The organism is Lentibacillus kapialis, from assembly GCF_014646635.1.
GTDB lineage: Bacteria > Bacillota > Bacilli > Bacillales > Amphibacillaceae > Lentibacillus > Lentibacillus kapialis.
The window spans coordinates 1-25188 of record NZ_BMNQ01000027.1 but is presented as its reverse complement, the minus strand read 5'-3'; the positions used below and the strand labels follow the sequence as shown (position 1 = coordinate 25188).

Below are 25188 nucleotides of genomic sequence, written 5' to 3'. Positions count from 1 at the left end.
TATAAGGTGATCTATAAGTTATACTTTGTGACGTTATGAAAAAACATAATAACATTATAGCAGTCAAGTACGATGAATGCTTCCAATTTCGGTAATTTTTAGGCCGGCATTTTAAACTTAAAGAACAGTGAAAAAGCCGGCGGACACTTAAAAGCAGCACGCCGGCTTTTGAAAGCCTGAGGGTCATTTTTTTAAGACAAAACAGGGAATTCCGTTAAATCTGTTCTTTAAATTTGTACAGCAGGTTCTCCCCTTGATAGCCTTGTTCAATCAGCAGTTTCAATTTCTCTTCAATAATTTCTTTCCGCTGATCGACAATGGTTCCGATGAAAAGCACATTCATCTGATCGCCAATTTCATTCATTCCTGTTATCGATGTAATGAACGTTGCAGGATCATTACTTTCTTTTGTAATTTTAACCTCTATCAGGACTTGTTCGTTACGGCTCTGAAGGTGTTGAAAAAAATCATATTGTTCCTGTTCAACATAAGCTTCGATTACCCAGCGGTTTTCTTCATCTTCCTTGTTAATAATCAAACCATCCAAAAGAGGGACCGATTGTTTCAATACATCAGCATTTTCATTATTGATAACGTTTAAAGATCTCAGCTTGAATGTTTTCACACAATCACCCCCATTATTTAGCCTTCATGGATACCCTGTATTAACCGCCAATGTACGACATCTCTATTTTCTTGCGGTTACGACGGGTCTCCTCTGTGCGCTCCTCGGAATAACGATCCTTTCGTCTGCCCCACAAACGTGTCAGTTCCTCTTCCAATTCATCATCCGACAATTCGTCAGTACGTATTTTATCCCGGACATCAAAGCCATCTGATGCAAAAAGACATGTGTAAAGTTTGCCGTCTGCCGACAGCCTGATGCGGGTGCAAGTACCACAAAAAGAATCCGTGACCGAAGAAATGACACCGATTTCTCCCTCTCCGTCTTTATATCGATACCTGGATGCCACCTCGCCGTAATAATTCTCTTCAGCCGGCTCAATCGGCATTTCCTGATTAATTGTGTTAACAACGTCTTTTTTAGAAATGACATGTTTAAAATCCCAGCCGTTATGATTGCCGACATCCATGAATTCAATATAGCGCAATATAATGTCTTTTCCTTTGAAATAGCGAGCCATTGGCAAAATTTGGCTGTCATTCATTCCTTTTTTGACGACCATATTGACTTTCACACCAAGCCCTGCTGCTTGGGCAGCCTCGATTCCCTTCAATACAGGGTTTGATCCAACCCCTCTGTCGTTAATGGACTTAAATACATCATCTTCTATCGCATCGAGACTGACATTGACCCGTTTTAGCCCTGCTGCTTTAAGTTTTTTAGCCATTTTTGACAGCATAACGGCATTCGTAGTCAAGGCAATATCTTTTATCCCCGGGATGGCTGCCAGATCAGCAATTAACTGATCGAGATTTCTGCGCATCAGCGGTTCCCCGCCGGTGATACGAATTTTTTCGACACCTAGTTTGGCAAACATTTTGGCAAGCCGAATGATTTCATCGAAACTCAATAACTCTTTCTCCGACAAAAACACATAGTCCTCGCCGAATATTTCTTTCGGCATGCAGTAGGTGCACCGGAAGTTACACTTATCAATCACCGATATACGCAGGTCTTTCAGTACTCGTCCGAAGTGGTCTTTTATTGGTGCTGATTCATTGTGCACAATAACCTCTCCTCTATCTAAATGGTCTTAAATTCGGGCTGACCCTGCTGATCATCAAGTAACAATACATCCGCTTCATCGCCAGCTTTAAAGCCACGGGTTCCGCCTGGGAGCACCATCAGACCGCTTGTGTGTGCCAGCGATGTGACAACGTTGGATTTATCGATTCCAGCCAATTTAGCGTACAACCGGCTGTTTTCATAAAGTAAGTAACAGCGGACAAACCGGGTGAATGGGTTCGGCTTTGGAAAATCATCACCAAGTATGGCCTTAACCCTTCGCTGGAAAGCATGGCTATTGTGTAAATAATGCTGCACTATTGGCCTGACAAACAGCTCAAAGCCAACATAGCATGCGGACGGATTTCCCGACAATCCATACAATATCTTTTCCCCATTTGTCGCGACAGTCGTGACACTTCCTGGACGCATCGCCACTTTGTTAAACAGTACGTCGGCTCCGAGCTTCTCATAAATGGCGGGCATTAAATCAAAATCACCCACTGATACGCCCCCGGTGGTAATCAGGATATCGACTTCGTTCAAAATTTCATTTATCATATCGTAGCTTGAATCAAACTTATCTTCCAGTTTTCCGAAATACTTATAGTCAGCACCTGCTCTAATTATTTGCGACTCAATCATATACGCATTGGAATTGCGGATTTTCCCCGGCTGAAGTTCCTCGCCAACATCCAGTAATTCAGTACCGGTGGCAATGACACCAATCACAGGCTTTTTGGCAACTTTCACCTGACTATAGCCAAAGGTTGCGAGGACTGCTTTGATGCCGGGGTTAATAATAGTCCCCTTTTCAATCAGCTCCTCACCTTCTGCAACTTCCGAACCTTCGCCAATGATATTCTGACCTGAGTCCATGGTTCGTTTAATCGACATAAAGGATTGATTATCTTCTTCGTACGTCTGACATATTTCAAACATGGCCACGCAATCTGCGCCATCAGGGATCTTAGCTCCAGTCATAATGCGTGTTGCTTCACCTTTATGTAATATTTTTTCCGGAACTTGCCCTGCCCCGATATGTTCAACAACTTTAAATGTCACCGGATTATTCCGACTTGCTTCTATCGTATCCGCTGAACGAAACGCAAAACCATCGTATGGTGACTTTGGGAATGGCGGAACAGGATGTTTGGCAACAATATCTTCTGCCAGCCTTCTGTTATCGCAATCACGTATAGAAACGTGTTCTATCTCCCCTGTTATTCGGCGCTTCCATATGCGGTTAATCGCTTCTTCAACCGGGATTGGTTTTCGCATCTCTGCCATCTACCTTCCATCAATATATCTATATCATCAGTTTAACAAACGTGACAGAAAATTGATATCTACAGGATGGTTTGTCATGAAATGTTTAAGATTCAACACCAACGGGTAATACTTTCTGACATTAAGAAAAAGAGCATCCTGCCATAATGCGGGATGCTTTTCCTACTGAAAGGTCAGCTCCTCTTGGTGCGAGATTTTCATTGGTTCACCATTGACGATAAACCGCGCTTCACAAAACAACGTATAAACGCCTTCACCAGGGGTTTTAAATGTCTTCACACCCTGCGGATGATAACTGTTTCCTGTTGTTAAGGTATTGGAAACGGTTTTTCCAGTATAATCATGATTGGGATGATTAAACGATACCGAAACAAGTGGTGTTTGATGCTTGATTTCAACCGATTCATCACCGACATACTGAATCGCTCGGAACACCTGAAAGCCTTCATCTGCAGACTCGATTCGCATATGTAAAATAAAATCATCCTTCTTTACCTGACTGGTTTCGTTGCTTGTGAGTTCTGCATCGGCAACACTGTTGAGCCAATAGTACGAAACAGCTGTTATAATCAATACCGCCCCGATAAACACAGTAATCCATTTTTTCATTCCCATCTCTCCCTGTTATATACGACGATTGAACCCGTCAAAAAGTTCCATATGATTTTTTAAAAGGTAAAAAATAGTAAGCATAAATAATGGCTATCATTAAAATTATAAATAGTGAAGTGCTTAGGAAAAAATCATGAATGTTGTCAAAAGCATTCAGGTTTTCTATTTACTTTAACATCAAGGATAGTAATGAATTCCCGAATTTAAGGAGGATTAACCACCATGACCGTTTCATCACAGGTTAAACAAACGATTGCCGGGTTAAAAAGTGCGCAGGCAAGCTTTGAACAGTTTGCGCTTCAGACAGAAAATAAACAAGCGAAACAGCTTTATCAGGATGCAGCTCAGCAGACACAAACTATTTTGCAGACCGTCGAACCACGCGCACAGCAAATAGAACAGGAAGAACCCCAATACAAAGGATTTTAAATGGACGAGGTTGGCGTACTCAGCCAACCTCGCCCCATTGGGGGTATACTATGAAATCATTATCGACTCTGCTGTCACTGATGGCACTGATTTTCCTGATAAGCTGCTCACCTGACAATGATACATCACAAAACGACCGAGGCGTCAATTTCAGTAAAATTTCATCCAGCAGCTCCATCGACCAAACTGCTGCGAACCAGGCAAAAGAGAACATAAGTAACTATAATCCGGTGACGGCCGTTAATGCCGTCAATACGGAAAAGAAAATAATCATTGCCTTTGAAATTGAACATAACAAGCGGTTCCAATTAGCTAACATAAGCAAGAAAATGCAAAAAGACATGGAAAAACAATTCTCTGGTCATAAAGTTGAGGTTTCAACCGACAAAAGGCTGGTTTTCGATATCGGTAACCTTGAAGAAAAAATAGCCCGGGATGAAATATCCAGTAAGAAACTAAAAAAAGAGGTCGACCGTCTCATTAAACTGATGAAAGACAATACGTAAAAAAGGTGTGAGGATGTATGGCAGATAAGAAGAAGAAAAATTTACCGCCAAATGCACAGCGGTATCAATCTTTCGCAAAACAGCGGGAAGTAAAACGGCCATTGCTGAAGAATTGTATCAAGGCTTTTCTGGTTGGTGGTTTTATTTGTTTTATCGGCCAGATCATTTCCACCATCTATGTGTATTTTTTTGCGTTCACAGAACAAACAGCAGGCAATCCGACCGTCGCAACCCTCATTTTAATCACCATGTTTTTGACAGGCTTTGGCGTATATGACCGGATAGGCCAATTTGCAGGTGCCGGTTCTGCCGTACCTGTAACCGGGTTTGGCAATTCGGTCATATCTGCTGCTATTGAGCACCAATCAGAAGGGTTTATCCTGGGTGTCGGGGGCAATATGTTCAAGCTGGCCGGTCCCGTCATCGTATATGGTGTTTTTTCAGCATTTGTCATAGCCTTAATTAAAACAATCTTGACTCAATGGGGTGGGTTGTAATGTTAACCGGACACCGCACCTGGATTTTCAACAACCACCCTGTCATTATTTCAACCGGAACTGTCGGCGGTCCATTTGAAGCTAAAGGTAATATTCCTGAGGCATTTGATATTTTGCATGATGATATGTGGCTTAAGCAATCATCCTTTGAAAAAGCACAGCGGATATTGATGGAAGAAGCAAGCCAGCTTGCTATTAAAAACAGTTTGATTCAAAAAGAACAGGTGAACTTTTTTATCAGCGGCGATTTAATCAATCAAATCACTCCAAGCAGTTTCGCAGCTAAAACATTTGATGTGCCCTATCTTGGCTTATTCAGTGCCTGTGCAACATCGATGGAAAGTCTTGCGCTTGCGGCTTTCATTCTTAATGGTGATGGGGCTGATTATATCTTAAGCGGAACCGCCAGTCATAACGCCGCGACCGAAAAACAGTTCAGATACCCGACTGAGTATGGGGGACAAAAACCCCCAACTGCCCAATGGACTGTAACAGGGGCGGGATGTGCATTGGTTGCTAAAAACGGAGAAGGTCCAAGAGTTACATCGGCAACCATTGGCAAAGTTGTCGATATGGGTATTTCCGACCCATTTAACATGGGTGCTGCCATGGCACCTGCTGCCGTTGATACTATTGAAACCCATTTACGAGAACGAAATGTCGACCCGACCTATTATGATTTGATCATAACCGGCGACCTTGGGCATATCGGCCGTGAGGTGTCCATGGATATGTTGCAGAAAAAAAATATCACGATAAACAGCGACATGTATAAGGACTGTGGCTTGACGATTTACCGCGAGGGTCAGCCGGTTCTGGCAGGTGCAAGCGGTACAGCCAGTTCAGCAGTCGCTGTGTATGGCCATTTTTTAAAACTGTTGAAGGAAGGGCGATTAACCCGCATTCTCGTGGTTGCAACCGGCTCACTTCATTCGCCGTTAAGCGTTCAGCAAAACGATTCCATCCCTTGTATCGCACATGCCGTTTCGATTGAGTCAGGAAGTGATAAACCATGATTTTCTTCTGGGCCTTTGTTGTCGGTGGAACAATCTGTGTCATCGGTCAAATTCTTTTTGATGTTTTTAAACTGAATCCAGGTGTGACGCTTACCATTTTTGTCATTATCGGGGCCATTTTGGATGGGTTGGGGTTATATGATCCGTTAATCGACTTCGCCGGTGCGGGGGCAACCGTTCCAATAACCAACTTTGGAAACCAGCTTGTCCATGGTGCCATGCAAGAAGCAGAGCAACACGGTATTATTGGAGTCGTTACCGGTATTTTTGAAGTAACAAGTGCCGGTATTTCGGCAGCCATTATTTTTGGCGTCATCGGGGCAATTATTTTCAAACCGAAAGGATAGGATATGATGACGGTCAGTTCACAGGTTAAAGGATGCTTTTCATCCATTAAAAGTGCTGAAGCGACGCTTAACACCTTAGCAGCAAAAACGAATGACGAAGAAATGAAACAAATCTGCAAAGACGTTCAAAACACATTAAAAACGGTGCAGCTTGATCTGGAAAGTCAGGTTCTGCACCTCACGAAAGAAGAACCGCAGTATAAAAGCTAATTAAACCCCAAAATCGGGCTAATAACGTTGCGTTATACATTTCTGCTTGAACAACACTTGAAAGGATGGATATCATGCCGGGCTGGCTTGAAATCGTGATTAGATCAGTTGTCTTTTTGATTGTTTTGTTTTTAATAACCAAAGCACTTGGCAAAAAACAGATGGCCCAACTGGATATTTTTCAATATATTACCGGAATTGTTATCGGAAGTATTGTCGCTATACATGTGACTGACCTTGCGACCAATGCCGTTTACGGATTTCTGGCGCTGGCGGTGTGGTTCCTTATTACGGTAGGGATCGAATACGCTGCACTGAAGAGTAAACGGTTTCGCAACATTATCCAAGGAAAAGGCACTGTATTTATTCAAAACGGAAAGATTATGGAAGACAATCTAAAGAAAGAACGGTACACCACGGATAATCTGCTTGAAAAATTACGCGATAATCACGTTTTCAATGCGACCGATGTGGAATTTGCTATTTTAGAACCAACCGGAAACTTGAATATTCTTCCTAAAAAAGAGCATCAGCCGATTACGCCAAAAATAATCGGTGCACGTGTTGCACCTGAAAAAGAACCGCAAACGGTTATAATGGACGGCCATGCCCTGCTGGAACCGTTAGCAAACGCGTCACTAAATACGAACTGGCTGGAAACAGAACTGGAAAAGATGAATGTGAGTATCGAAAATGTGTTTCTTGGACAGGTCGATAGTGACGGACAATTAACCGTCGATCTGTATGATGATAAACTAACAGTTCCTGAGCCAACCGAAAAGCCGCTGCTTCTTGCTTCCATGAAAAAATGCCAGGCGGATCTTGAATTGTTTGCTCTGGGGACAGACAATCGGGATTCCAAACAGCTTTATCAAAAAAACAGCAAACGAATGCAGGAGGCTATCGATAAAATCACGCCGTACTTACAATAAGCTGCGGCGTTTTATCATGGTTAGACGTGCTTATCGGGATTCTCGGTGCCCTTCTGTTGATGTTTCCGCTTAACTTATAAAAACAGGCCCCCTCATCATAGAGAGCCTGTACATTTGATTAATTAGTGATCTTTAAAGCAACTTTACCGAACTGCTTGCTTGCTTTAAGGTAAGCCATCGCATCGTGTGCTTCATCCAGTGTATACGTCCGGTCAACTATAGGATGAATCTGGTGTTCATCGACCAATTCGAGCATAGCACGCAGCTCTTCCTGACTGCCCATGGTTGTGCCGATTAGCTTATACTGCCCGTAGAAAAATTTGCGCAGATTCAACTCAATTGTATCTTCTGTCGTCGCACCAAACGTAACAAGACGCCCGCCTTTTTTCAGCACTTCCAGCGAATGATTGAATGTTGCTTTTCCAACACTGTCAATCACGATATCAATCGTTTCTTCCCGGAGTTCCACCGGCCAATCGCTATTCGTATTCAATGCTCTGTCAGCACCAAGTTCCAGTGCCTGTTGACGCTTTTCCTCGCTTCTGGACGTAACGATGATTCGCGCTCCGGCTTGTTTGGCAAATTGAATCAGATACGTTGCCACACCACTTCCAGCTCCGGGGATGAACAGTGTTTCACCTTCTTGTACTTTCCCTTTCGTAAACAATGCCCGGTAGCCGGTCAATGCGGAGAGGGCAAGCACCCCGGCCTCTTCCCAGGATAAATGGGCCGGTTTTTGTTCAACCTGTTCCGCTGGCAGCACAATATATTCAGTGAATGTCCCATTATCAGGCATACCCAAAATATCAAATTGTTTCGGCGGTGCTTCAGTATTTTCATACCAGCCAAGTGAAGGGTTGATAATCACTTCGTCTCCAACTGAAAATTCCGAGACCCCCTCTCCTACCGCCTCAATCAAACCGGCACCGTCCGAACCAAGTATCAGTGCGCCTGCGTCTTCTCCTCTGCGGTTTGGCACCGCGACATCTCTGCGGTTCAGGCCGGCCGTCCGAATGGCGACGGCAACTTGTCCATGATCGGCAAATGGTTCGTTCATCTCTTTCAGTTTCAATTCTCCATATTCGTGTACAAATGCTTTCATCTATTTCCCCTCCAAATAATGATCACTAAATGTTTCCAGATGGTGTTTCTCAGTTATATCATGCGGAAACAATGGAACATAAATTTTTTCCTGATTGGCAAATGATTTCTCAATCATATCCAGATAGTGCTGTTCATGCTCCTTCCGCCTCAGTAAAAATTCGCCTTCAGCATCATCAGGCAACAATTTATTTATAATCAATGTTTTCACGTGCAGGTGATACTGATCAAGCAATTTGATCGCTTTTTCCGTTTCCACAATCGGAAGACGTTCCGGATTGATAACAAATACAAAACCTGTCACACTACCATCCAGCATTATCTCCCTTGCTTTGGAAAACCGTTCTTTCCGCTCTTTCAATACATCATAAATCGGATCCTCAACAGGATTCCCATCATTTAGCAGCTGCGTATAATTCTCATTTGTCTTTTGGCGCTTGTTAAGCATGCCTTCAATCCAGACACCCATTAGCTCAGGAAGAGACAGCAAGCGGATAGTGTGACCTGTTGGTGCTGTGTCAAATATAATCTTATCATAACGGCTGCTTTCTTCCAGTATAATGGAGACCAGCTTATCGAACAGTGCCGCTTCATCAGCACCCGGTGAAGCTTTTGCCGTATCAAGCTGCCGGTGTACTTCCTCCATCATACTCGATTGGACGACATTCTTTATATTTTCTTTGACCCCTTTAATATATTCTTCCGTTTCTTTGGAGGGATCGATTTCAAGTGCGTCCAGATTCTCTGTAATACGCGTTATTTTGCCGCCAATGGATTCATCAAAGATATCTCCCAAATTGTGGGCGGGATCGGTGGAAATTAAGAGTGTCCGGTTTTCATCTTTTGCGGATTTCCAAGCAATTCCCGCAGCAGATGTTGATTTTCCGACACCGCCTTTGCCGCCCACGAAGATGATTTGTTTGTCTAAAACCTGCATGTAAAGACTTCCTTTCTTGCAAGCTGCGATTCCGTCTCTCCCAGATGACATCTGTTAACAGCATCTGATGCCGGTCAGCGGTGATTTATCCATCCCCATACGCAAATGCCAGTCATGAAAATCTTCAAGCATATACGGATACAATTCAAGTGTATAATAGTAAACCGGATTCGGGATACCGATCATTTCCGAATATAAAAGCAGTAAAAATAAATCGTCCTGATCACGCAGTTCTCTGGCAATTTCCTGACGATGTGGCATACTTAATACTTCTTCATAAAATGCCGCTAGTTTCTTTAGCTGTTCAAACATGATCTCACCCCTCGTATAACAAGTGAATCTTCAACCAGGAAGGGATCAGCACAAGCCTGCCTGATCCCGTTATAATCACTATTTCGCATTTTTATCCAGATCTTCCGGTGAAACGATATTGCGTGTCAATGCACTGAATGCAGTCAAAACAATCCAGACGGCAAACACAAATATGATGGAACCAAGAATAAACAGCAGCATTTTCGGGTCGCTTCCAAACCAGGACCATTTAAACAACACCTGTTCAAACATTGCCCACAACGTCATAAACATCACAAAGATCATCGGAATCAATGTCACCAGATAATTGCTTCCGCGCTTTTTAAGCCAAATAGATACGAGCAGGAGACTGATACCCGCCAGCAGCTGGTTGGATGTACCAAATAAAGGCCATAGCAAATAGCCGCCGGAACCGAATCCTTTTGACCCTTCAGGCATCAATACCAGAACAGTACTTGAAATGACAGCCACAGTTGTTGCGACATGCGTTTTAGTCAGCGCCGGCACTTTATATTCTGTACCAAGCTCAGCAATGATGTAACGCATCAGTCTGACAGACGTGTCAAGGCTCGTAGCTGCAAAACTGACAACAATAATCGATACAATTGTTGCAGCAATATCAGCAGGAATTCCCAGACCGGAAGCCAATACACTTGCCCCTTCCACAAACACATTCAGACCGGCCTCATTAGCTGCCGTAAAGCTGGTGTAGGTTCCAAAAAATTCTTCAGTGTTACTAAAGAATGTAACGACCGCCAGGATGGAAATGAGCGCAAGTAAACCTTCACCGACTGCTCCAAAATAGCCGACGAAACGTGCATCCGTTTCTTTGTCAACCTGCTTGGAGGATGTGCCGCTTGACACCAGACCGTGAAAACCGGAAATGGCACCGCATGCAATGGTGATGAATAATAGCGGGAACCATGACGTATCAGCTCCCGGGTTTGTAACCGGTGCCGTGATTTCCGGACTGGTCAATAATAAACCCAGATACAAAATTGCCAGGCCAACCACAAGCTGGTGTGAATTAATAAAATCTCTCGGCTGAAGGAGTTTCCAAACCGGCAAAGTTGATGCGATATAAACATAAATCATTAAAATCAGAATCCAAATGAAGAAAGCACTATTGACCGCACCAAAACCAAGTATGCCTGAGCTTCCTTCGCCGCCGAAGTAGGAAACCAGGTCAATCTGCAACAAGCCGACACGACTGGCCAGGATTGCTGTCAGATACATGACGGCAAGAGCAATGACAGATGGTAAAAGCATCTTCGTTTTACCCTTGTAAACGGCATATCCAATCCAAACCGCAAGCGGAATTTGGATGAATACCGGCAGAACACTTGCCGGAAATGAAACAAAAAGATTGGCAATGACCCAGGCAAATACAGCGTTTACCATTAACACAAGAATAAGAATGATAAATAAGAACAAAATTTTAGCCCGTTGTCCAATCAGTTTGTTCGCCAGTGTCCCTATGGATTGCCCTTTATTCCGTATCGATAATGCCAGTGTCCCGAAATCATGGACACCCGCTGCAAAAACAGTTCCCAGGACCACCCATAGTAAGGCGGGCAGCCACCCCCAGTACACGGCTATAGCCGGGCCAAGAATTGGTGCGGCTCCCGCGACCGAGGTAAAATGATGCCCCCATAATACAAACTTGTTTGTGGGGACAAAATCCACCCCGTCTTTATACCGATGTGCCGGTGTCACATAATCCGGGTCAAGGCGGAATATCTTCTCCGCTACAAACTTGGAATAATAGCGGTAACCCAAGGCAAAAACAATAATACCTATAATAGCGACTAAAATACTATTCAATTTCTTTGCCTCCCTTTTAATTTTTGGAAAATGCCGTATGAATTTTTCAGTACATTTTATGTATGATGGACTATTACTAGTACAACTCTATTTTTATTTTGACAGTTAAAGGTAAATAGTGCGAATTCTCTTTGTTTTAAAATGCCCCGACAGCGACCTGACCACCTGCCAGGGCAATGAAGGTTAGTCTTTTCCCATGCCACGCAAAAATTGAAGCAGCATGGTGATGCTCCGGTTAATTTCAGGGTCTCTTAAGGCTTTTATTAGATCCATGTACGACGTTTTTTCTGAAGCTCCTGAAGCAGCTGCTTCCTTCACACCATCATTGAGCCGACCGGCAAACGCCTGCAGATCATCCAAATTCATAGCACCCAACAACAACAGAAGGTTCGTCAGATTTTCCAGAATCCCTGAATACTCCGGCTTATTTAACTCGCGCATAATATTATCCAGGGCATCTTCACGATGTTTCACAAATGCGTTTACCATATCCAGTATCCCGCTTTGATTCAGCGATTCCAGCAACTCAATTCCTTTTAAAATGGCATCTTTATTCTCACTGACAGACGTTGCTACATCCTCCAGATTTCTCGTTCGGATGGCTTCTTCGGGAACCTCGATACGCTTAACTTTCGATATTTGCTCAGCCATTCTGTTTCACCTGACTTCCCGGGAACTCATAGTCGTTTCGTGCCCACTTCCGCTCAGGCTGCACACCAATTTGCGGCTGTGGATTTCCCCGCCGGTAATTATTCGGTGGAAGCGGGCTTTTGCCTTTTTTCTTAATGACTTCCATTTTGACGGCTATTTCCTTGAAGGCCGGGGTATTGGAGTCTTTATCAACTCGGTTGTCGGTTAAGTAATTGACGGCCGTTTTGCCGTTATCATTCAATGGCAAATATAATTCTCTGCCACTTACTCTATCTGTGATGTGTACGGGACCTGTCACATCGCCGGCTTCAGAGATCAATTTCACTTCCGCACCTTCGTTTATGCCGCGTTCGCTCGCCAACTCGGGCGAAACTTCAATAAATGCACTTGGCATTTTACGTGTGATGGCTTCTGATTTATACGTCATATTGCCTTCATGAAAATGCTCGAGCACTCTTCCGTTGTTGACATGAAGATCATATTCATCATTTGTATCATAGACGTGTTCATAGTCCAATGGATAGAGTTTCGCTTTATGATCAGCAAACGGAAATCCGTCAACGAACAGCAGTGGTGAATCCGTTCCATCGGCTGCAACAGGCCATTGCAAACTGTTATAATCAGTCAGTCTGTCATAACTGACACCAGCGAATAACGGAGCAAGCGATGCCGATTCATCCATAATATCCGATGGGCCGTTATAGCACCACTCAAATCCGAGTCTTGCTGCCAAATCCATAATGATTTCCCAATCCGGTCTAGAATCGCCAACAGGATCAAGTGCCTGATACAGACGCTGAATCCGCCGTTCGGTATTCGTAAACGTTCCCTCTTTCTCAAGGCTGGGAACAGCAGGCAAAATGACATCGGCATATTTAGCCGTTTCCGTTAAAAATAGATCCTGAACCACGAAGAATTCGAGCTGTTCAAATGCAGCTGTTACGTAATTGATATTGGCATCAACGATCCCAGTATCTTCTCCAAGAACGTAAAGCGCGTGAAGTTCACCTTCATGAATTGCCCCAATCATTTCATGGTTATCTTTGCCCGGTTCACCCGGAATGTCAACACCCCATGCGTCTTCGTAACGCTTACGGACCTCATCGTCGGCCACCTTTTCATAGCCCGGGAAGAAATTCGGCATGCTTCCGAAATCACTGCAGCCTTGAACATTATTATGACCTCGCAATGGATAAGCGCCGGTTCCGTTTCGCATATAATTGCCGGTGATCAGCAACAGATTGGAAATGGCTGTGCTTGTGTCACTGCCGAGCTGATGCTGTGTTACACCCATCGCCCAGCAAATCGCAAGCTTATCGACGCTCGCAATCTGTTCAGCAATGTGTTTTAACTCATCTTCGGAAATGCCTGATAATGCCTCGGCGTAGTCCAATGTGAACATGTTCAATGATTTTTTGTACTGCTCAAAATCATTGACCCATTTATCAATAAACGCACGGTCTTCCCAGCCCTTATCGATAATATATTTTGTCACTGCTGAAAGCCAGACAAGGTCTGTACCGCTTTTTGGCTGGAAGAACCTATCAGCGCGCTGTCCCATTTCATGTTTCCGCAGATCGAACACATACAACTTCTGGCCCAATAATTTTTGCGAGCGCTTGATCCGTGATGCCAATACCGGATGGGATTCGGCTGTATTAGAGCCGATTGTGATAACCATGTCAGCTTTCGCTATATCATCAATCGAACCCGAATCACCGCCATGTCCGACCGTACGGAATAGTCCTTTCGTTGCCGGTGACTGACAGTAACGCGAGCAATTGTCAACATTGTTCGTTCCGATCACTTGCCGTGCAAATTTCTGCATGCTGTAGGATTCTTCATTGGTAGCCTTTGATGAAGAAATAAATCCTAAACTGTCAGCACCTTTTGCCTCTTTGATTTCAGCAAACCGTTTAGCTGTATAGTCAAGTGCTTCATCCCATTCAACTTCAACAAAAGCATCACCTTTTCGGATCAGCGGTTTCCTCAGACGTTCTTCCGAGTTCACATAATCCCAGCCAAATTTCCCTTTTACACACGTTGAAATACCATTGGCAGGTGAGTCCGGCTGGGGCTCGACCTTTAATACTTTTCGGCCCTTCGTCCAGACATCAAAAGTACAACCGACACCACAATACGTACACACCGTTTTGGTTTTATCAATGCGTTCCTCACGCATTGCTGCCTCTGTGTCGGACACAGCAAATAACGGTCCATAGCCGGGTTCCGCCTTTTTGGTCACTTCGATCATGGAGCGCAGCAGCCCCGGTTCGTGATTAGTCATATAGCCGGCTTCACCAACCATTGGTGTCTCTATCAAGGCATTGCAAGGACACACGGTGACACATTGGCCACAGCTGACACATGAGGATTCATCAATCGGGACATCATTATCCCAGACGACACGCGGCTGCTCACGCTCCCAGTCAATCAGCAATGTTTCATTTACCTGAACATCCTGACAGACTTCCACACAACGTCCGCACAGAATACACTGATCTGGATCATAACGATAAAACGGGCTTGAATCATCAATGGCATATGGCTTCTGCTCAAATGGCCGTGACTGGTGTTCCAAGCCAAATTCGGCTACTGTATTATGAATTTCGCACGTTCCATTATTGTAATCACACACTGTACAATACAGTTCATGATTTTGTAGAATACGATCTAGCGCTTCCTGCTGCGCTGCATTGACAGGATCCACCTGAGTGTTCACTTCCATGCCTGCTTCTACAGATGTCCCGCAAGCCCGTACAATCTCCCCATCCGCTTTAACCATACACGTATCACAGGTCTGAACAGGTCCGAGTGACGCATTATAGCAGATTTGCGGTACAAAATTACCTGTTGTGTTAATCAGATCAAGCAGATTCTGCCCAGGGGCTGCCAGGTACTCCTCCCCGTTAACGGTAACCACAATATGTTCCTGATCCGCCAAGTCATCGCCTCCTCAAAAATATATGAAATCCCTTACAAAAAACATAACCATTTCTATCAATCTGTTAATTACTAATATAATCTTTGTATTTTTAATATTATAACATGTTGAAGAAAAAGTAAAAGCAAATTCAGGTAAAGGAACATATCCATCGTGGTTGGTGAACTTTGAAACATACATTATAGGGTGATTAAGACTACTTGACAAAACAGAAAAACGGCTAAAGTAGGTGTCTTGAACAAAAGTGGTTTTATTAAGAAACATTCTAAACTAATTGGAGTGTATACATCGCTTCGGGAAATATACTCCGCTTAGGGCGGTTGTTGCACCCCCTCGTGCTGACGCACTAAGGAGGTCTCACCGCGATCTTTCCTTCCGCAAGAGTCTATGCGTTTATTTCCATTCCTCCGCTAAAACAGAGTATCGTTTGTTTTTGTGTTGTAATCATAATTATGTTAAGGCTTCCAGGTTATCCACATCTAACGGATCCTCATTCCGCTAATTGGACATAAATCGCCCTATTTAGTGGTGTCATGAATCCTGATTCCGTTATTCGGCTAAAAGCAGGGCAAAACTAAGGTGAAAAGAGGAAATAACGGAATGAGGATCCACTAACGTGTTGGAAAAGCTTTAATTGACGCAAATAACGGAATAAGGAACCGCCGAAAATGGCTATCCGGCCGGCAACCTCAATCCCGGGACGTTCATGCATTCTTTTTGACACGTTCTTCTTGTGTCAACAGCCCACCGCCTTGGCTTAAATACCTGTTCATCCCCTCTGCTGCCCGGTATGCAAACGCTCCAATCGTTTCGGTCGGGTTATAATTGCTATTGTGCGGAAATGAAGAACCGCCAACAACAAATAAATTTTCCATATCCCACATTTGCGAATAAGTGTTTACTGCGGAGGTGTCGGGATCCCCGCCCATAATCGCACCACCGAAAAAGTGGTCGGTATAAAACTTATGATTAAAGTTTGCATCATCAGGCACCTCATCCACGTCAACGATATCCGCCCCCATCTCTTCCATTATTTGCTTACATTTGGCAATTCCGCTTCGGGCCCGCTTACGGTCCTGTTCTTTATATTGACATGTCACACGTAACAGCGGGTTGCCAAGATCATCTTTATAAGTGGGATCCAGATCCATATAGCTATTTTTATTTGGCAAAAACCCTGTTTGTGGTGTAATAAATAAATTACGGTTATAGTAATGGATAGAGTTTTCCTTGAATTTCTTCCCCCATTTCGGTGTACCTTTTGGAACTTGATTGTTGGCGATTGGTCGCGCACCCAACTGGCTGTAATGAACTTCAAAACCATGCAGAAAGTCCAAATTTTTATGGTCCTTATTGTCACCGCTAAAATCATCAATCGTTGCACCGAGTGCCCCGGCACCCATAAACAAATTAAATCGTTTGTCTTCAAAAAATCCGCGTGCCCCGATGTAGGTGGAAATGTTGGTGAAGTGACCAGTAAAGTTTTTACCGATAATACCTTTCCCGGTTTTCGGATTGTAGGGCTTACCAATGTCTGACAATAACAGTAATCGCGTATTGGTAAAAACAAATCCGGCCAATACCACAATATCAGCAGGTTGCTCATAGACGTCACCGGTAGTGGTGTCTGTATAGACCAGTCCAGTCGCACGTTTACCATCATGAGCAACACGCGTTACGTTTGCGTTGTTACGCAGCTCAAGATTACCGGTTTTTTCCGCGGTAGTAAGTACCGTAACCATCGGGTCAGCTTTTGCACCGAAATCACATCCGTACTCTTCACAAAAAGCACAATACATGCACCCATTAATTGTTTCACCATCCGGATTTTCATAGGTTTGAGACACATTGGCGGATGGAAGATGATAAGGATGGTAACCAAGACTCTCACAAGCTTTTTTAAATAAGTTAATAGTAGGTGTACTCTTTAATGGCGGATTAGGATATTGATTGGAACGTGGCGGACCAATCGGATTTTCTTCCCCTGAAATACCAGCTGTCTTTTCATATTGATCGTAATAAGGCTCCAGTTCATCATATGTAATACCCCAGTCCTGGATCGTCATATCGTGTGGAATTTTATCCTTGCCGTAACGCTCGACCGTTTTGCTGTAAATTTCAAAATCGTAGGGAAGCCAACGAAAACTGATGCCGTTCCAGTGGACACCAGCTCCTCCAGTATCAGTGCCAAGTCTTGCATTGTCATTACCGCGCACTGGCAACGCTGTTTCGCCCAGACCATTTCGTGACGTTATGGTTTCTTTATTTAAATCCTGCATCAAATCATAACGTAATGAATAACGCAATTCATCTTTTGTACCGACATAATCCGACTGATCTTTAGCTTTACCGCGTTCCAATATAACCACTTTATGCCCTTTTTTCGTCAGTTCCGCAGCTGTAATACCTCCAGCCCAACCTGAACCGATGATGACAACATCTGTTTTATCAAGTTTTTTCACCATAGTATAACCTCCCGTGTCTTAGTTTCCTTGATAATCTGTCAAACTAATGGGTTCCATTTGGACGAACTCATCTTGTTCAATAACGTTCGCATAGGATGGCTGTGCACCGGGAAAATTCTTCATTTTCCACCCTTCCATGTTTTTGTTGCCACCATACAATGGATCTGAATAGGCGCCTTCCAACGTCGCCTGCCGAAGCAAAAAGAAAAAGTCCGATGGTGCTATACCGGTCATTTTTACGTTATCATGCTCAACATCCTGCATAACTTCAATTTGCTGATCTTCCTCGGCTTCATCAAACCGCTGATTAAAACGCTTTTGACTTTCCTCATTCATTCTCCGTAAACCGTGGATAAAAATAAGCCCTCTATTTAAAGCGGATTGTTCAGGGTGCAGTTCTGGATTAGGAACTTCTTTTTGGGTCTGGGGCATGAAAGGACTGTGTCTGTAATCTCTTCCGTTAATCCCCCATAAACCAGCTAACTGCTTATCTATGTAATAAGGGACACCAAGCCCAATGGCTCCCGGACCATGATCGTTTTTAGGAAAAATGCGTTCCGTAGCTGCTTGTAATACATTAAAATCATCGCGGCGGGTGAAAAATTGCAGTGCTTCTTGAAAATTGGCTTCTTTATGGCCGGATTTCGTTTGGGTGTCCTGATTTTCTGTAAGTTGACTTGTGAATAATCCGCCAAGCAATGAACCACCGACAACACCGCCGGCTACCATACCCGTATTTTTTATAAATTTGCGGCGGCTTTCATCATGCGTTCCACCGTCTTTGGAATGCTTATCACCTGCCATGATTGCTCCCTCCTCATTTTTAGGTAGTATCTCCATATAATGTCTTATTTATGCAACAAATACTTTTAAATTAGCTGTAGGCCGTATGAATGCAGAGCTTAACCAACAAGACGCTGCTTAATCAGGAATTTTGTATAACAAATCATTGCCATTTGATAAGAAGATTGCGGCTGAGTAACAACAATCACAGCGAATAGGCTTTTTAAAAATGGGGCAACACCAAAATCTATGGTTGAAATGATTGAATATGGTAATAAAGCGAGCTAGGAGCCTTAAACATTATTAAGATATTCTATACTAAAATATACTAAAGACGAACGATACTCCGTTTTAGCGGAGGAAATATATGTAGACTTCTGCAGGAGGAAGGACATAGGTGAGATCCCACAATGCGAAGCGCGAGGTGGATCACCAGCCGCCTTAAGGTGCGCGAAGTATATTTCCGGAGCGATGTAAACGCTCCAAATAGTTCGGATTTTTCTTAATAACACCACTTTTGACCAAGGCTCCTAGCGAAGGAAAAAACACGAAGGCCGTGGGAATGCGCAGTTCCAAGTGTGAAGACCCCACAAAAAAAGCGAACTATAAAATTCACTCATTAGTTTGTGAAAATTCGAGTCATATTAATGGTTTTCTAATGCTTGTTAGATCAGAAAGTTGAGTTAAGAATAATTCAACTGCTGCATAAATTTATGTAGGTAGCAAAATCTAACCTTGGAGGTGAAAACAATGACGGTTGGCACCAAGATGCACGAAACAATAGCCAGTTGTGAAAGTACTATTGCAAACTTACACTCATTTTCATTAGAAACACAAGATCAAAACGCTAAACAAATGTTTAAAAATTTAACAAATCAGCAGCAGCAAATTCTTGATAATCTGAAATCACGTCTCCAATATATTGAATCCCAGGAGCCGCAGTACAAGGAATAATTCTAAAATGGGAAGAAGGGTCCCTGGCCTCCTTCCCATTATTTAATATCATTCATTTATGGAGTTGGGTATCTTTGGATATTTTTATTACATATGGGTTGAAGCCGTTATTCATTTTTATTGGCTCTTTTATATTTATTCGATTGGGCGGAAAAAAAGCTGCCTCAGAGATGTCTAGTTTTGATTTATTGTTTATTATTGTTATTGGTACTATTGTGAGTGAACCGTTAGTTACCAAAAGTGTTTTGCCGGCCTTTGCTTATGCTGGTGCACTTTTAGTAATATATGCATTATTTTCTTATTCTACACTCAATAATAAATTACGCTGGTTATTAATTGCTTCACCAACTGTTCTTATTAAAAACGGAGATATTGATGAAAAAGGATTAAGAAAATCAAAAGTAACAACTAGTGAACTCTTAAGTACATTAAGGGAAAAGGGATATACTGATCCCAAAAATGTTGAGCTAGCGACCATGGAGGATACGGGAAGGATTAGTGTGATTCCGAAGTCAAGTGTAAGACCCGTTCAACCCACCGATATTCAATTACAACCTTCTCCCACATTTATTCCTATTCCGCTTATTATGAATGGGCAAATCATCAATCATAATTTAAAATACCTCGAAAAAAATGAAGATTGGTTAAGTATGCAATTAAAAACGCATCAATTAAATTTAAAGAATATATCTGATATAACATTGGCCACTTATAATCAGTACGGAACACTATCCATCGATACAGATGATCCGATAGATAATTCTCAAAAGGGAAATCCATACTTATATAAACCGGGCAAAAACAATTAAAAATCAGCCATGATAACCGTAAAGTGTCAATTTAGCTAAAAAAGTTCACGACTTGATATCTTTGAAGCGACAAATAAATTGTAGTTATAATACAAGCGCCAAATAATCCCCAACTGTGTAACAGGTGAGGATTATTCGACGCTTACCCGTAACGTAAAACATGATGTTATATAGAAAGCTTTAATGGGAAATGAGAAGCAAAGAAATAGACTTTAAATAAAATGTTATAGTACAATCGAACCAAGACATAATCAGCACTAAGGTGTTTCAAAAACAGTTATTTTTCTAGGAATATTTACTATGCAGAAGAAATAAAATGAAATTGGCTGTTTTTTTCCAAGACCGAAAGCGAGTCGCAAGCTGCCACTTGCGACTCGGACGGTTAACATCAGAGTGTGGCGACTTCGAATAGGGAACGGGAAAAAGTAATGACCATGCGTCCGAACTTCGTAGACGGTAGCACGATTACTATTTTCCCTTCGTGTCAACAATTAACACTACGAGTGTTCCAAACATTAGCATTAACTCGAGCACTCCGCCAATTGGTATCACGTTCTTCAACCCCTTTCACCTAAGGGATTTGAAGCCGCCAAGTAAAAGCAGACATTCTCCTACTGCCTTCGTCTCAGCACACTCTAATATAACCTGTCTTTTACATTATACTACAGAATAATTAAGAATACTTGTAATTTTTGGTAAAATGATAAAATATTCCTAAATCCATAGGAGATGTATATTCAATTAAACGGTCCAATGACCCAGCAACAAGAAGGTATTTACTCCCGAAATGCACCCGTATCTGGATTCCGAAGATCAAGAGCATAGAATCGCGTGTCGTATCGGTCAGTGCCAACTGCTACAAACCGGGGCAACCGGCCATATTCCATGAACCCCAGGGATTTATACAGTTCGGCGGCTCGCTCATTGTCACCACGGAAGTCAAGGGTTAACACCTCGATTCCGGCATTGTTGGCAGCAGAAATTAATTTATTCATAAGCTTGCGACCTAACCCATGGCCTTGATATTGTGAACTAATTGCTATCTTTTCTATATCGGCATGAGGATAATGTGTCGGACGACTGTAACGTCTCCAGTACCCCACACCCGCAAGATAATGGTCTACCCAAATTGCAATTAGGTACGCGTTATTATTTTTACTTGCATTAGCAAGTTCCTGAAGTAGGTCAGTCACCTCTTCTGTTGAAGGTGGGTCGACCCATCCAATTGCTGCACCATTTGAAACAAGAGCCTGTAATAACCGTGTTGCATTTTTTACAAACGACACGTCTCTTGCCTTTGCAATATCAATCTTACGTAACACAATAGAGTCCTTCATCACATCCCCTCCCCCAGCACAAAAGATTCCTTGGAACCCCCCTACACGTTATGTTTGCTAAACCAATTCAGCAATCTGACTCTGATACACAACACGAGCGTCAGTGTTTAATATAATTTCCCTTGTCGATACGTAATGGTTGAGATTTTCATGACCGCATGTATATAGCAATTTTGTCTTAGCGGAAATGGGTCGCCATAAAACTCCGGAAAAATGGTATCAAACGTCTCTTTCATCTTATCAAACATGCGTTCATACACTTTTTCTTCACTCAGAAATTGTGTTTCTCTCCCCTGTAACCACTCGAGGTAGGATACAATAACACCACCCGCATTAGCCAGGATATCCGGGATGATGATGATACCATTATCAGCCAGATAGTGATCGGCTTCACTTGTAATCGGAGCATTTGCGCCTTCGACAATGATCTGTGCTTTCACATCTTTCACATTGTCCTGATGTATTTGCGATTCAAGTGCAGCCAGGATTAACACATCGATATCCAGAGTTAGCAGATCATCCCGATCCCGGATAATAGCCTTCACCTCTGCTTCACCCAATTGTTCTTCATTTGTCGGCAGGTCACCTTGGTGATCATTTGCAAACGTGATCAGGTTCGGGATATCGAGACCTTCCGAATTATATAATGTGACGTTATGGTCGCTAACAGCCACCACTTTGTTTTTTAGATAGTTGCACTGATAAGCTTCAAGCGCTGCAATCGAACCGACGTTGCCAAACCCTTGTACAGCAATTGATAAAGGTTTATCGACATACGATAGTGCCGTTTTGGCAAACCGATTATCCCGTTCGGAAAGCCACTTTTCCTGTTTTTTGACAAAATCGTTCATCATATAACGGAAGGAAAGATAAACTCCTTTGCCGGTTGCACGCTTCCGGCCCAGTGAACCGCCATTCATGACACTTTTGCCGGTGAAGCTGCCTCTGTAAGGCTGACCTGGATGAATATTTTTATACTCCCCCATCATCCAGTCCATTTCCCGTTCACCGGTTCCCATGTCCGGTGCCGGTATATCCTTATCCGGGCCAAGAGTTTCATTGAAATTTTGCACGTATTTTTTGCAGATCAGGTTTAATTCCTTCGGCGAATATTCTCTCGGGTTAATAATAACCCCACCTTTTCCACCGCCAAATGGAACTTCGTGCAATGCATTCTTTAACGTCATCAATGCTGCGAAATTCTCTACCTCTGTTTCGGAAACGCTTTGATGAAAACGAATACCACCTTTATAGGGGCCCAGAATTTTATTATGCTGAACCCTGAAGGCGGGAATCCGTTCCACTTCACCATCTTCAAGCGCAATCCGTAAATACGATTTGTTAACGTGATCCGGTGTCGATAGAATGGAATGTAATGAAGAAAATGCTTTCTTTCGCTCCGAATCTTTCAAATCCGGTAAAAATGATTGATCATCCATTAGCGCATCCAACGATTCCCGGATAATTGTTTCAGTACTGTTTCCCATTAAATCACCCTCTGTCTTTGATACTCGAATAATTGTTGGTTCGTTTATGCTTATATCCGTCTTTCACAAAAACATAACATACGTGACGGGTGATTACTAGAATATGACTAATGCAAGAATGGCAGAAACGAATAAACCGAGTATCACCGGAAGAAAGTTTTTACGGACCAATTCCATCACAGAAACTCCACAGAAACCGGCAATCGCAATCAGTGAGGACCAGGCCACAATCGTTCCGCCACCGGTCCAGATTGATCCCATTTGCCCGATGGCAGCGAGGGTCCCTGCATCAACCGATCCGGTTTCCAGCGATGCTGCCAAGGCACCGGTCAGCGGCAAACCGGAAAAGCCGGAACCGTCCAGCCCGGTGATAATGCCAATAATCAGAACGCTGAAAACCGTCATCAGTGCGCTTTCCGGTAAATAACCCTGGGATGCTTCTACCAGATCAAAAAGAAACCCGGGCGCATTTTCGTCAATACCAAGAATGTTTTTTGAGAAATCTGAACTGCCCATAAAAAAGAATCCGGCAATCGGGATAACAGGTCCCATTGCTTTAAATGCAAAAACAAACCCTTCTGTAATGTGGTTTGTAATATAGTCCAAAGCCTTTTGGCGTCCAAATGCTATTGTGGACAGTAACAGCAGAATGACAGCAACGCCGCCGACGAACGCCGCCCCGTCTCCGCCTTCGAATCCCGTCATTCGCCCTGAATTCAGTTTTGTGTACATCATGAAGACAACAACGGCTAAAAGGGATACCGGTACCAGTACTGCGAATATTCTGCTCCAAGTGTTTAAATGAACGGACTGTGGTTTGTTTTCGGATTCTTTTTCCATTTGCATCCGTTTCATTTCAATTTCATTTAGCTCGCTGTCTTTTGGACGGATACTCCTCCGGTACAACACATATGCTGTCCCAATGGCAACACCACCGGCAATTAACGATAAAACGATGGCTTTGTCCGCAACGAGAGCTGTTTCGATTCCTGCTGATGTAGCCGACAGATTAGGCGCAACCTGCACAATATAGTCCGAAGACAATGCCATTCCTTGCCCCGCTAATGCAACTGCAATGGCTGCCGTCATTGCCGGGAGTCCCGATCTGATAGCCGCTGGGACAAGCAATGCACAAATTAATGGTACAGCCGGAGTGGGCCAAAAGAACAGGGATATCACATAGGTGACAGCGACCAGCACGAAAAACGAAATGTGACCATTCACCATCAGCTTCTGTATGGGCTGGATCATTCGTTTATCAGCACCAAGGTCCCGTAACGAGTGCAATAAAGCAATCATAAAGGTGATGATCAAAAAAATATTAAACAACTCTTTTGCCGCGACGAGATTAGCATTGAATATGGCAGTAAAGCCGTCAACAAGGCTGCCCTGATAAACCCAGGCAACTAAAAAAGTTCCCAGTAACGTTGGCAGAACAACACCTTTGCGGAAAATCATCGTTAAAATAATCATTAATGTAAATATGCCATATAGCCAATGGGAAATGGTTATTTCCACGTCAAACACTTCCTTTCTAAACTGTGCTATAGCCTATGCACATCGAAAGGAAGCGGTGAAAATCATAATTGAAGGACTAACCAAGTACATGAAGGTTTCCTTATGTCGATTCTTTTTTATCAGCACACGCATTGCACAGAAGTTCACCATTTTCGTGCACGCCGTCAAAAAATCCATTCTCACAATAAACGTTTGTACCGCACTCCTGACATTGTCCGATGAGTTCGCGCATGAAATACCTCCCTCCATACCCAGTATATACATCCACCAAAACTATTATAAACCTCTTAGAAAAACCGGGCAAAGTGCGGCCCGGTCTTTTTTCTATCTTCGTTAGAGAAAATCCGATAATTTATATGCCTGTCCATGTACGCCATTATAATACGCTGGATACATTTCCCCTCCACACAATTCACAGTTGAATTTTGTCTCGAGGACCCCAGCCCAAGCTCACAATTCCAGAAAGCATATAGCGGAATCAGGAACCGCCGAAGTCGGATTATCCAAACCGAGCGGATCCTCATTCCGCTAAATGGA

Annotated in this window: 25 protein-coding genes; 9 read left to right on the top strand and 16 right to left on the bottom strand. The window is 43.2% G+C overall.

Annotated features, from left to right (window positions below; all coding sequences use genetic code 11):
* Positions 1-214 precede the first annotated feature (214 nt).
* The 4 genes from IEW67_RS10305 to IEW67_RS10290 form a co-directional block, all read right to left on the bottom strand.
* The gene (locus IEW67_RS10305; RefSeq protein WP_188632988.1) at positions 215-625 is read right to left on the bottom strand and encodes a YwpF-like family protein; all 411 of its coding nucleotides are present in this window, start codon (positions 623-625) and stop codon (positions 215-217) included.
* A 40-nt stretch (positions 626-665) separates the two neighbouring features.
* Positions 666-1691, bottom strand: a complete 1026-nt coding sequence (gene moaA / locus IEW67_RS10300) for a GTP 3',8-cyclase MoaA (RefSeq protein WP_188632987.1) — start codon at positions 1689-1691, stop codon at positions 666-668.
* Between the two features lie 17 nt (positions 1692-1708).
* A complete protein-coding gene (locus tag IEW67_RS10295; protein WP_188632986.1) occupies positions 1709-2980 on the bottom strand; it encodes a molybdopterin molybdotransferase MoeA in 1272 nt (423 codons plus the stop codon).
* A gap of 162 nt (positions 2981-3142) precedes the next feature.
* A complete protein-coding gene (locus tag IEW67_RS10290; protein WP_188632985.1) occupies positions 3143-3589 on the bottom strand; it encodes a hypothetical protein in 447 nt (148 codons plus the stop codon).
* Between the two features lie 225 nt (positions 3590-3814).
* On the opposite strand from IEW67_RS10290, the gene IEW67_RS10285 reads away from it, so the two are divergent.
* From IEW67_RS10285 to IEW67_RS10255, 7 genes are all read left to right on the top strand, one after another.
* Positions 3815-4021, top strand: coding sequence for a DUF1657 domain-containing protein (locus IEW67_RS10285; RefSeq protein ID WP_188632984.1), 207 nt, complete (start codon positions 3815-3817; stop codon positions 4019-4021).
* Positions 4022-4071: 50 nt separating this feature from the next.
* Entirely contained in the window at positions 4072-4527 is a 456-nt protein-coding gene (locus tag IEW67_RS10280; protein ID WP_188632983.1) for a YhcN/YlaJ family sporulation lipoprotein, read from the top strand.
* Between the two features lie 17 nt (positions 4528-4544).
* Positions 4545-5024: a stage V sporulation protein AC gene (spoVAC, locus tag IEW67_RS10275; RefSeq protein WP_188632982.1), complete on the top strand. Its 480-nt coding sequence runs from the start codon at positions 4545-4547 to the stop codon at positions 5022-5024.
* The gene (spoVAD, locus tag IEW67_RS10270; protein ID WP_188632981.1) at positions 5024-6040 is read left to right on the top strand and encodes a stage V sporulation protein AD; all 1017 of its coding nucleotides are present in this window, start codon (positions 5024-5026) and stop codon (positions 6038-6040) included. Before spoVAC ends, spoVAD begins: the two co-directional genes overlap by 1 nt.
* Positions 6037-6387: a stage V sporulation protein AE gene (gene spoVAE, locus IEW67_RS10265; protein WP_188632980.1), complete on the top strand. Its 351-nt coding sequence runs from the start codon at positions 6037-6039 to the stop codon at positions 6385-6387. The genes spoVAD and spoVAE overlap by 4 nt, the downstream gene beginning before the upstream one ends.
* Positions 6388-6390: 3 nt before the next feature.
* Complete coding sequence (locus IEW67_RS10260) at positions 6391-6597, top strand: DUF1657 domain-containing protein (RefSeq protein ID WP_229671738.1); 207 nt, start codon at positions 6391-6393, stop codon at positions 6595-6597.
* Between the two features lie 74 nt (positions 6598-6671).
* A complete protein-coding gene (locus IEW67_RS10255) occupies positions 6672-7529 on the top strand; it encodes a DUF421 domain-containing protein (protein WP_188632979.1) in 858 nt (285 codons plus the stop codon).
* Positions 7530-7647: 118 nt separating this feature from the next.
* On the opposite strand, the gene IEW67_RS10250 is transcribed toward IEW67_RS10255, so the two are convergent.
* The 8 genes from IEW67_RS10250 to IEW67_RS10215 all read right to left on the bottom strand — a co-directional run bounded on the left by IEW67_RS10250 (position 7648) and on the right by IEW67_RS10215 (position 18567).
* Positions 7648-8631: a zinc-binding dehydrogenase gene (locus IEW67_RS10250; RefSeq protein WP_188632978.1), complete on the bottom strand. Its 984-nt coding sequence runs from the start codon at positions 8629-8631 to the stop codon at positions 7648-7650.
* Positions 8632-9567, bottom strand: coding sequence for an ArsA family ATPase (locus IEW67_RS10245; protein ID WP_188632977.1), 936 nt, complete (start codon positions 9565-9567; stop codon positions 8632-8634).
* A 54-nt stretch (positions 9568-9621) separates the two neighbouring features.
* Entirely contained in the window at positions 9622-9879 is a 258-nt protein-coding gene (locus IEW67_RS10240; RefSeq protein WP_188632976.1) for a cory-CC-star protein, read from the bottom strand.
* Between the two features lie 78 nt (positions 9880-9957).
* On the bottom strand, positions 9958-11703 hold the full coding sequence (locus tag IEW67_RS10235; protein WP_188632975.1) for a carbon starvation CstA family protein: 1746 nt from the start codon (positions 11701-11703) through the stop codon (positions 9958-9960).
* A 183-nt stretch (positions 11704-11886) separates the two neighbouring features.
* Complete coding sequence (locus IEW67_RS10230; protein WP_188632974.1) at positions 11887-12354, bottom strand: helical membrane plugin domain-containing protein; 468 nt, start codon at positions 12352-12354, stop codon at positions 11887-11889.
* The gene (fdhF, locus tag IEW67_RS10225) at positions 12347-15298 is read right to left on the bottom strand and encodes a formate dehydrogenase subunit alpha (RefSeq protein WP_188632973.1); all 2952 of its coding nucleotides are present in this window, start codon (positions 15296-15298) and stop codon (positions 12347-12349) included. Before fdhF ends, IEW67_RS10230 begins: the two co-directional genes overlap by 8 nt.
* A gap of 704 nt (positions 15299-16002) precedes the next feature.
* Entirely contained in the window at positions 16003-17763 is a 1761-nt protein-coding gene (locus tag IEW67_RS10220; RefSeq protein WP_188632972.1) for a GMC family oxidoreductase, read from the bottom strand.
* A gap of 18 nt (positions 17764-17781) precedes the next feature.
* Positions 17782-18567: a gluconate 2-dehydrogenase subunit 3 family protein gene (locus IEW67_RS10215; RefSeq protein WP_188632971.1), complete on the bottom strand. Its 786-nt coding sequence runs from the start codon at positions 18565-18567 to the stop codon at positions 17782-17784.
* A gap of 729 nt (positions 18568-19296) precedes the next feature.
* Here IEW67_RS10215 and IEW67_RS10210 point away from each other — a divergent pair.
* Both IEW67_RS10210 and IEW67_RS10205 read left to right on the top strand, forming a co-directional pair.
* Entirely contained in the window at positions 19297-19500 is a 204-nt protein-coding gene (locus IEW67_RS10210) for a DUF1657 domain-containing protein (RefSeq protein ID WP_188632970.1), read from the top strand.
* A gap of 74 nt (positions 19501-19574) precedes the next feature.
* The gene (locus IEW67_RS10205; protein ID WP_229671737.1) at positions 19575-20309 is read left to right on the top strand and encodes a DUF421 domain-containing protein; all 735 of its coding nucleotides are present in this window, start codon (positions 19575-19577) and stop codon (positions 20307-20309) included.
* A 776-nt stretch (positions 20310-21085) separates the two neighbouring features.
* Here the strand turns inward: IEW67_RS10205 and IEW67_RS10200 are convergent.
* The 4 genes from IEW67_RS10200 to IEW67_RS18335 all read right to left on the bottom strand — a co-directional run bounded on the left by IEW67_RS10200 (position 21086) and on the right by IEW67_RS18335 (position 24883).
* The gene (locus IEW67_RS10200) at positions 21086-21646 is read right to left on the bottom strand and encodes a GNAT family N-acetyltransferase (RefSeq protein WP_188632969.1); all 561 of its coding nucleotides are present in this window, start codon (positions 21644-21646) and stop codon (positions 21086-21088) included.
* A 107-nt stretch (positions 21647-21753) separates the two neighbouring features.
* Positions 21754-23133, bottom strand: coding sequence for a Glu/Leu/Phe/Val family dehydrogenase (locus IEW67_RS10195; RefSeq protein ID WP_188632968.1), 1380 nt, complete (start codon positions 23131-23133; stop codon positions 21754-21756).
* A gap of 96 nt (positions 23134-23229) precedes the next feature.
* Positions 23230-24651, bottom strand: a complete 1422-nt coding sequence (locus IEW67_RS10190) for a hypothetical protein (protein WP_188632967.1) — start codon at positions 24649-24651, stop codon at positions 23230-23232.
* Between the two features lie 100 nt (positions 24652-24751).
* Positions 24752-24883 (bottom strand): hypothetical protein, encoded by a 132-nt coding sequence (locus IEW67_RS18335; protein WP_268238661.1) that lies wholly within the window; start codon positions 24881-24883, stop codon positions 24752-24754.
* Between the last annotated feature and the right edge of the window lie 305 nt (positions 24884-25188).

Bases quoted from the DNA above. Each gene is read 5' to 3' on its own strand.
- IEW67_RS10295 (WP_188632986.1), bottom strand. From the start codon at position 2,980: ATGGCAGAGATGCGAAAACCAATCCCGGTTGAAGAAGCGATTAACCGC.
- IEW67_RS10290 (WP_188632985.1), bottom strand. From the start codon at position 3,589: ATGAAAAAATGGATTACTGTGTTTATCGGGGCGGTATTGATTATAACA.
- IEW67_RS10285 (WP_188632984.1), top strand. From the start codon at position 3,815: ATGACCGTTTCATCACAGGTTAAACAAACGATTGCCGGGTTAAAAAGT.
- IEW67_RS10280 (WP_188632983.1), top strand. From the start codon at position 4,072: ATGAAATCATTATCGACTCTGCTGTCACTGATGGCACTGATTTTCCTG.
- spoVAC (WP_188632982.1), top strand. From the start codon at position 4,545: ATGGCAGATAAGAAGAAGAAAAATTTACCGCCAAATGCACAGCGGTAT.
- spoVAD (WP_188632981.1), top strand. From the start codon at position 5,024: ATGTTAACCGGACACCGCACCTGGATTTTCAACAACCACCCTGTCATT.
- spoVAE (WP_188632980.1), top strand. From the start codon at position 6,037: ATGATTTTCTTCTGGGCCTTTGTTGTCGGTGGAACAATCTGTGTCATC.
- IEW67_RS10260 (WP_229671738.1), top strand. From the start codon at position 6,391: ATGATGACGGTCAGTTCACAGGTTAAAGGATGCTTTTCATCCATTAAA.
- IEW67_RS10255 (WP_188632979.1), top strand. From the start codon at position 6,672: ATGCCGGGCTGGCTTGAAATCGTGATTAGATCAGTTGTCTTTTTGATT.
- IEW67_RS10250 (WP_188632978.1), bottom strand. From the start codon at position 8,631: ATGAAAGCATTTGTACACGAATATGGAGAATTGAAACTGAAAGAGATG.
- IEW67_RS10245 (WP_188632977.1), bottom strand. From the start codon at position 9,567: ATGCAGGTTTTAGACAAACAAATCATCTTCGTGGGCGGCAAAGGCGGT.
- IEW67_RS10240 (WP_188632976.1), bottom strand. From the start codon at position 9,879: ATGTTTGAACAGCTAAAGAAACTAGCGGCATTTTATGAAGAAGTATTA.
- IEW67_RS10230 (WP_188632974.1), bottom strand. From the start codon at position 12,354: ATGGCTGAGCAAATATCGAAAGTTAAGCGTATCGAGGTTCCCGAAGAA.
- IEW67_RS10220 (WP_188632972.1), bottom strand. From the start codon at position 17,763: ATGGTGAAAAAACTTGATAAAACAGATGTTGTCATCATCGGTTCAGGT.
- IEW67_RS10215 (WP_188632971.1), bottom strand. From the start codon at position 18,567: ATGGCAGGTGATAAGCATTCCAAAGACGGTGGAACGCATGATGAAAGC.
- IEW67_RS10210 (WP_188632970.1), top strand. From the start codon at position 19,297: ATGACGGTTGGCACCAAGATGCACGAAACAATAGCCAGTTGTGAAAGT.
- IEW67_RS10200 (WP_188632969.1), bottom strand. From the start codon at position 21,646: ATGAAGGACTCTATTGTGTTACGTAAGATTGATATTGCAAAGGCAAGA.
- IEW67_RS10195 (WP_188632968.1), bottom strand. From the start codon at position 23,133: ATGGGAAACAGTACTGAAACAATTATCCGGGAATCGTTGGATGCGCTA.
- IEW67_RS18335 (WP_268238661.1), bottom strand. From the start codon at position 24,883: ATGCGCGAACTCATCGGACAATGTCAGGAGTGCGGTACAAACGTTTAT.